Raw genomic sequence first — 6,302 nt, forward strand, 5'->3', positions numbered from 1 at the left:
GCCGAGCCATCCAGAATTCGACGCAAGTGTACATATTCGCTTAGGCTGATGACAGTTCTTCCTCGCGCCCGGACGGGCGCCCGCACACACCTTCTTCGGAGGATCGGTTGACCGCCGTGACCACACCGTCCCTCGCCAGCAAGGCCGCCCGCAACGGCGACCTGCTGGTGTTCGGAGCCAACGGATTCGTCTTCGCCTCATGGATGTCCCGCGTTCCCGATGTGAAGCAACTACTCGACATCACCGCCGGCCAGCTGAGCCTGCTGCTGCTGGCCATCTCGATCGGCTCGCTGTGCGGTCTGCCGTTGGCCGGGCGGATCGCGCACCGGCTGGGCGCGTCCACCACCGTGCGGCTGGGTGCCCTGTTCGCACTGCCCGGGATCGTGCTCGCCGCGTTGGCCGTCGAGATGCGTGCGCCGCTGCTGATCATCGCGCCCGCCATGGTGCTGATCGGATTGGGCATCGGCGTCTGGGACGTCGCGCAGAACCTCGAGGGCACCATCATCGAGCGGGCGCTGGGCCGGGCGATCATGCCGTGGTTCCATGCCCTGTTCAGCGCAGGCACGGTGGTCGGCGCCCTGATCGGCGCGGGGCTGACCTGGCTGCGGGTGCCGATCGGCATCCACCTCCCGGTCGCGGCCGTGGTCACCTTGATCGCCGTCTGGTGGGGCACCGGGCGGTTCCTGCCCGCCTTCGACGAGGACGCCGGTGACCACGCGGCGGCCGCCGCCAACGGGCGGTCGCCCTGGCTCGAGCCGCGCACCCTGCTGATCGGCGTCATGGTGCTGGCCGCCGCCTTCACCGAGGGCGTCGCCAACGACTGGCTGGCGCTCGCCTTCGTCGAGGGATACGGCCTCGACAACTCGCTCGGCGTGGTCGCCCTCGCGGTCTTCCTCGCCTTCATGACCGGCGGGCGCATCGCCGGCGCCCCGCTGCTCGATCGCTACGGACGCGTGGTGGTGCTGCGGCTGCTGTTCGCCGCCGCGGTGGTCGGTTGCCTGCTGGTGGTCTTCGGATCGCCGTGGCTGGCCTTCGTCGGTGCCGCGATCTGGGGCGTCGGGGCCAGCCTCGGCTTCCCGGTCGGCATGTCGGCGGCGGCGGACGACCCGGCCCGCGCCCCCGTCCGGCTGAGCGTGGTTTCCACCATCGGCTACGGCGCGTTCCTCACCGGCCCGGTGCTGATCGGATTCCTGGGCGACCACTTCGGGGTGCTGCGGGCGCTGCTGGTGGTCGGCGCCGTCTGCCTGGCGGCGATCCTGGTGGTCCCGGTGGCTCGCCCGTTGTCGGCGTCCGAGCAATCAAAGGAGAAGCTGTGACGGACACCGCGAACCCACGGGTGCTGTTGCTCGACATCGACGGCACCCTGCTCAACTATCGGACCGAACTTCCGCCCAGCGCTGCGGACGCCGTCCGGCAAGCGAGGGCGCGAGGCCATCGCGTCTACCTCTGCACCGGACGCAGCCGCGCGGAGATCTATGACCATTTGTGGGACCTCGGCGTCGACGGACTCATCGGCGGGAACGGCAGTTACGTCGAGGACGCCGGACAGGTCGTCTTTCACCAGGTGCTGGACGCCGCCGTGGTCGCCGAGGCCGTGGAGTGGCTGGTCGCCGAAGATCTCGGCTTCTACCTGGAATGCAACTCCGGGCTGTACGCCAGCGATCACCTGCCCGAGAAGGCGGCGGCGCTGCTCGACGGGGGAGCGACGCCGGCGAACGTGCAGTTCATCCGCGACGCCATGCCCGACCTGATCTACGGCACCCGGTCCGGACGCGACGACGTCAACAAGATCAGCTTCGCACTCCATCCGGATGTTGATCTGGACGCCCTGACCACCCGCTACGCGGGACGGGCTGCCATCAACAGCTGGAGCATGACCGGGACCCGTGATGAGTTCGGCGAGTTCGGCCAACTCGGCATCCACAAGGGGGCTGCGATCGAACGGCTGATCGGCCACCTGGGTGTGTCGGCCGACGACCTGATCGGCTTCGGCGACGCCCGCAGCGATCTCGGCATGTTCGCCGCCTGCGGCACGTCCGTGGCGATGGGCAACGCGCCGGACGAGGTGAAGGCCGCCGCGACCCTGGTCACCGACCACGTCGACGCCGACGGTCTCGCCAACGCCTTCCGCCGCCTCGGCCTGATCGCCTGACGCACGTCCGGGGACGGTTCTTCCACGTGCGAATTTCGCACGTCTGGGGACGGTTCTCGCACCTTCGAATCTCGCACGTCTGGGGACGGTTCTTTCACGTTCGAAAATCGCATGCAAAAGAACCGTCCCCGGATGTGTGATCAGAGCAGCATCAGCAGGGTGCCGGTGACTATCAGGCCCAGTCCGAGAGCGGATCGGCGAGTGAGTCGCTCTCCCAGGAAAACCCAGGCGAAGGCGACGGTGAGCACGATGCTGGTCTTGTCGATCGGGACGACGACGCTGGCCGGGCCGTCTTGGAGCGCCCGGAAGTAGCACAGCCAGGATGCCCCGGTGGCTACGCCGGAGAGCACGATGAAGAGCAGGTCGCGGCGGGGTGTCTGGCGCATTCCGCGGTGCTCGCCGGTGACCAGCGCGACCACCCAGGCCATCACCAGCACCACGCCGGTGCGGATCGCGGTGCCCAGGTTCGACTCGACGTCGGCGATGCCCACCTTGCCCAGAATCGTGGTGAGCGCCGCGAACACGGCCGAGCCCAGTGCGTAGAGCAGCCAGCCCCGACCCTGGGTCGAGACGTTCCCGGCACCGCCCCCGCGCTCGATCATCAGATAGGTGCCGATGCCGATCACGGCGATGCCGGTGAGCCGGGTGGTCAGATCCTCGGTCTCGCCCAGCAGCACGATGGCGAACAGCACGGTCAGCACGATGCTCGACTTGTCCACCGGCGCCACCTGATTGACGTCGGCCAACTGCAGGGCGCGGAAATAGCACAACCAGGACGCCCCGGTGGCGAGGCCCGACAGCACCAGGAACCACACCGTCGGCCCGGACAGGCTGCCGAGCGTGTTCTGCGAGCCGACGATGAGAACCACCAGCCAGGCGAACACCAGCACCACGATGGTTCGGATCGCTGTCGCCAGATTGGACGGGGTGTGCCGGATGCCGACCTTCGCCAGGATCGCGGTCAGCCCGGCGAAGACCGCCGAACCGGCCGCGTACAGCATCCACATGTGACGACTCGTCCGTTCCTCGGTGCTCCGGTCGTGAAGCAGCGTATGCCTCGATCGCGGCACGCCCCGCGCTGGCCCTGATGGTGAAATCAGCAGACGGAGAAATCGCCTCCTGGCTGGTCGCCGCAGTGACCCGAAAGGGTGTTATCCCGTACGGCGGCCGGCACTAGCGTCGCATCCCGTCACGGGAGAGCGAGGTGTGAGGTGCCGGTCGGACGCCGTTGGCTACTGGTTGCCGCCTGCCTGCTGCTCGCCGGTTGCGGCACCGCCGAGGACGCCGCGATCAGCACCGTCCAGGACGCCCGATCGGCGGTCGTGGTCGCCCAGCAAGCCGTCCGGCTGCGCCTCGATACCCGGGCGACAACGCCGTACACCCAGGTGGTGCTCGACGACAGCCTGGACGCCGTCGGCGCCGCCGAGCAGGAGCTGCGCGACTCGTCCGAACCCGATAGAGCTCGGACGGCGCGCGCCCGCGTCGTCCTGAACGATGCGAACACCGTCCTGGACGAGCTCGCCGACGCCGGCGCTGACCAGATGAGCAAGGCCGACCTGGACCGGCTCACCGAGCTGGTCGGACGACTCGATGCCGCATTGGCGGAGCTGCGCCGATGAAGCGGTTGTTCGCGGTCGCGCTCGGCGTCCTGACCGCCATCGGTGGCTTCCTCGACATCGGCGATCTGGTCACCAACGCCGTCGTCGGCTCACGGTTCGGCTGGTCGCTGGCCTGGGTCGTGGTGGTCGGGGTGGTCGGCATCTGCCTGTTCGCCCAGATGGCCGGACGCGTCGCCGCGGTCAGCGGACGGGCCACCTTCGAGCTGGTCCGCGAACGGATGGGGCCCCGGCTCGGGTTGGCGAACCTTGCAGCGTCGTTCCTGATCAACCTGCTCACCCTGACCGCCGAAGTGGGCGGCATCGCTCTGGCCCTGCAGTTGGCCAGCAGCGTGCACTACCTGCTGTGGGTGCCGGTCGCGGCGCTTGCGGTCTGGCAGGTGATCTGGCGGGTCGGGTTCGACGTGATGGAGAACGTGACCGGACTGGTCGGGCTGTTGCTGGTCGGTTTCGCGGTCGCCTTCTTCCTGCTCGGACCGGACTGGACGCAGCTCACCGACCAGCTGTTGCAGCGCGCCCCACACGGCGAGTCGCCGGCCACCTACTGGTTCTACGCGGTCGCCCTGTTCGGGGCGGCGCTCACCCCCTACGAGGTGTTCTTCTTCTCCTCCGGCGCGGTCGAGGAGGGCTGGTCGTCGGAGGATCTGGCCCAGTCCCGGCTCAACGTGCTGGTCGGCTTCCCGCTCGGCGGCCTGCTGTCACTGGCCATCGCCGGCTGCGCCGCGCTCACCCTGATGCCGCTCGGTGTGGAGGTGACCACGCTCAGCCAGGTGGTGCTGCCGGTCGCCGAGGCGGGCGGCCGGGTGCTGCTGATCGCGATCATCCTGGGCGTGGTGGCGGCCACCTTCGGTGCCGCGCTGGAGACGACGCTGTCCACCGGCTACACGTTGGCCCAGTTCTTCGGTTGGAGCTGGGGCAAGTTCCGGGCGCCCGCCGAAGCCGCCCGCTTCCACATCACCATGATCGTCTGCCTGCTGGTCGGGGTGGCGGTGCTGGCCACCGGCGTCGATCCGGTGATGGTGACCGAGATCTCGGTGGTGTTCTCGGCGGTCGCGCTGCCGCTGACCTACCTGCCGATCCTGATCGTCGCGAACGATCCCGACTACCTGGGCGACCAGGTCAATCCGCGGCTGCTCAATATCGCCGGCCAGGTGTATTTCGTGCTGATCCTGGTCGCCTCGGTGGCCGCGATCCCCTTGATGATCGTCACAGGAGTGGGCCGATGACAAGCCACGATGCCCTGTCCCACCCACCGGTCCATATCGTCGGGCAGCTGGTGGACGCCCGGCTGAGCCTGCTGGATCGGCAGGTCGTCGACGTCGACGGCCGGCCGGTCGGGGTGCTGGACGACCTGGAGCTGACCGATGTCGCCTCGCCGCTGGAGCCCGGCACACCACCGCCGGAGGTGACTTCCCTGGTGCACGGGCCGATCGTGCTGGAGCGGATCTTCGGCGGACGCCGTCCGGACGCCCACCTGCTGCGGATCGGCTGGGATGCGGTGGCGAAACTGGGTCCGGCGATTGAGCTCGCTGCCCCGGCGTCGGAACTGCCGACGTCCTGGGTGGAGAGCTGGCTGCGGGACCGGGTGATCGTCCGCATTCCCGGGGGCCGGCATGTTCCTCGGTGACCTGGTCGCGGCGCCGGTGCTGCAGGACGGTCGTCGGGTCGGGTACGTGGCGGACGTCCGTCTGCTGGTGCCGCCGCACACACCCGGGCAGCGAGTCGGTACGCCCCGCGTCTACGGCATCGTGGTCTGCCCGCGACGCACTGCGTCGTTCGTCGGCTACGAGCGCACCGGGGTACGCGAACCGCGGCTGCTCGCCGCCTTCTTCCGCTGGAGGGCCCGCGGCAGCTTTCTGGTGCTCTGGCCCGACCTGGCCAGGGTGGGGGAGAACGGTGTCGACCTGCGACTGGACGCGCGCCGCTGGTCGGCCGACCTCGATTCCCGACCTCAGCTGTAGGGACGGCGCTGGCGCCGGCGAACCAGGGCCAGCGGCAATACCAGCCACAGCAGGAAGAACACCGTCAGCGACGCGACGCCGGTGACGATCCCCGCGGTGAGGCCGATCACGACACCGACCACCAGGGTGGCCACCAGCCCGGTGGTGAGCGCCAGGCAGACCAGGCCCGCCTTCGCCATGATCGTGCCGAGGTTCACCAGCAGATCCTTGTCATGCCGGCGGAACAGCAGGCGATGCGCCGTCACCGGCGCCAGCACCAGTCCGGTCGCGAGCGCCGCCAACAACACCGCGGCGAGGAAGACGCCGACCAGTACCGGGTCGATCTCGGCGAACCGGGACTGGAACGGCAGGATCAGCAGAAAGCCGCTGAGCAGCTGGATGCCGGTCTGGGTGACCCTGAGCTCCTGTAGCAACTCGCCCCAGTTGCGGTCCAGCCGCTCGGCCGGCGTCTCGTTGCGTTCGGACGCCGGCAGTTTCGGTGGCACGATCTCGTCTGGTTCGGGCGGCTCCATCCCAGCCACGTTACGCCGCACCTGCCCTGGCGGTCCTCGCCCCAGAGGCTGCACCGGACTC

The 6,302-nt window shown here is 69.1% G+C and carries 8 protein-coding genes; 6 read left to right on the top strand and 2 right to left on the bottom strand.

Annotation, left to right across the window (positions count from 1 at the left end):
• The first annotated feature begins 116 nt into the window (after window positions 1–116).
• On the top strand, window positions 117–1,316 hold the full coding sequence (locus Q0066_RS15785) for an MFS transporter (RefSeq protein ID WP_298134729.1): 1,200 nt from the start codon (window positions 117–119) through the stop codon (window positions 1,314–1,316).
• Window positions 1,313–2,152 (top strand): Cof-type HAD-IIB family hydrolase, encoded by an 840-nt coding sequence (locus Q0066_RS15790; RefSeq protein ID WP_298134731.1) that lies wholly within the window; start codon window positions 1,313–1,315, stop codon window positions 2,150–2,152. Before Q0066_RS15785 ends, Q0066_RS15790 begins: the two co-directional genes overlap by 4 nt.
• 140 nt (window positions 2,153–2,292) lie before the next feature.
• Here the strand turns inward: Q0066_RS15790 and Q0066_RS15795 are convergent, their stop codons facing one another.
• Complete coding sequence (locus Q0066_RS15795; protein WP_298134733.1) at window positions 2,293–3,159, bottom strand: EamA family transporter; 867 nt, start codon at window positions 3,157–3,159, stop codon at window positions 2,293–2,295.
• 204 nt (window positions 3,160–3,363) lie between these two features.
• Here Q0066_RS15795 and Q0066_RS15800 point away from each other — a divergent pair, with 204 nt between their 5' ends.
• Genes Q0066_RS15800 through Q0066_RS15815 form a run of 4 tightly spaced genes read left to right on the top strand, consistent with a single transcriptional unit; the run spans window position 3,364 to window position 5,729 of the window.
• Window positions 3,364–3,771 carry a hypothetical protein gene (locus Q0066_RS15800; RefSeq protein ID WP_298134735.1) on the top strand — a complete coding sequence of 136 codons (408 nt, stop codon included), beginning with the start codon at window positions 3,364–3,366 and terminating at the stop codon, window positions 3,769–3,771.
• Window positions 3,768–4,994: a divalent metal cation transporter gene (locus Q0066_RS15805; RefSeq protein WP_298134737.1), complete on the top strand. Its 1,227-nt coding sequence runs from the start codon at window positions 3,768–3,770 to the stop codon at window positions 4,992–4,994. Before Q0066_RS15800 ends, Q0066_RS15805 begins: the two co-directional genes overlap by 4 nt.
• Window positions 4,991–5,395, top strand: a complete 405-nt coding sequence (locus Q0066_RS15810) for a hypothetical protein (protein ID WP_298134739.1) — start codon at window positions 4,991–4,993, stop codon at window positions 5,393–5,395. The genes Q0066_RS15805 and Q0066_RS15810 overlap by 4 nt, the downstream gene beginning before the upstream one ends.
• Entirely contained in the window at window positions 5,382–5,729 is a 348-nt protein-coding gene (locus Q0066_RS15815) for a hypothetical protein (RefSeq protein ID WP_298134741.1), read from the top strand. Before Q0066_RS15810 ends, Q0066_RS15815 begins: the two co-directional genes overlap by 14 nt.
• Here Q0066_RS15815 and Q0066_RS15820 read toward each other — a convergent pair.
• On the bottom strand, window positions 5,720–6,241 hold the full coding sequence (locus Q0066_RS15820) for a DUF6328 family protein (RefSeq protein ID WP_298134742.1): 522 nt from the start codon (window positions 6,239–6,241) through the stop codon (window positions 5,720–5,722). The genes Q0066_RS15815 and Q0066_RS15820 overlap by 10 nt on opposite strands.
• Between the last annotated feature and the right edge of the window lie 61 nt (window positions 6,242–6,302).

Source organism: Micropruina sp., assembly GCF_027492755.1.
Taxonomy (GTDB): domain Bacteria; phylum Actinomycetota; class Actinomycetes; order Propionibacteriales; family Propionibacteriaceae; genus Micropruina.

Bases quoted from the DNA above. Each gene is read 5' to 3' on its own strand.
- Q0066_RS15795 (WP_298134733.1), bottom strand. From the start codon at position 3,159: ATGTGGATGCTGTACGCGGCCGGTTCGGCGGTCTTCGCCGGGCTGACC.
- Q0066_RS15805 (WP_298134737.1), top strand. From the start codon at position 3,768: ATGAAGCGGTTGTTCGCGGTCGCGCTCGGCGTCCTGACCGCCATCGGT.
- Q0066_RS15810 (WP_298134739.1), top strand. From the start codon at position 4,991: ATGACAAGCCACGATGCCCTGTCCCACCCACCGGTCCATATCGTCGGG.
- Q0066_RS15815 (WP_298134741.1), top strand. From the start codon at position 5,382: ATGTTCCTCGGTGACCTGGTCGCGGCGCCGGTGCTGCAGGACGGTCGT.
- Q0066_RS15820 (WP_298134742.1), bottom strand. From the start codon at position 6,241: ATGGAGCCGCCCGAACCAGACGAGATCGTGCCACCGAAACTGCCGGCG.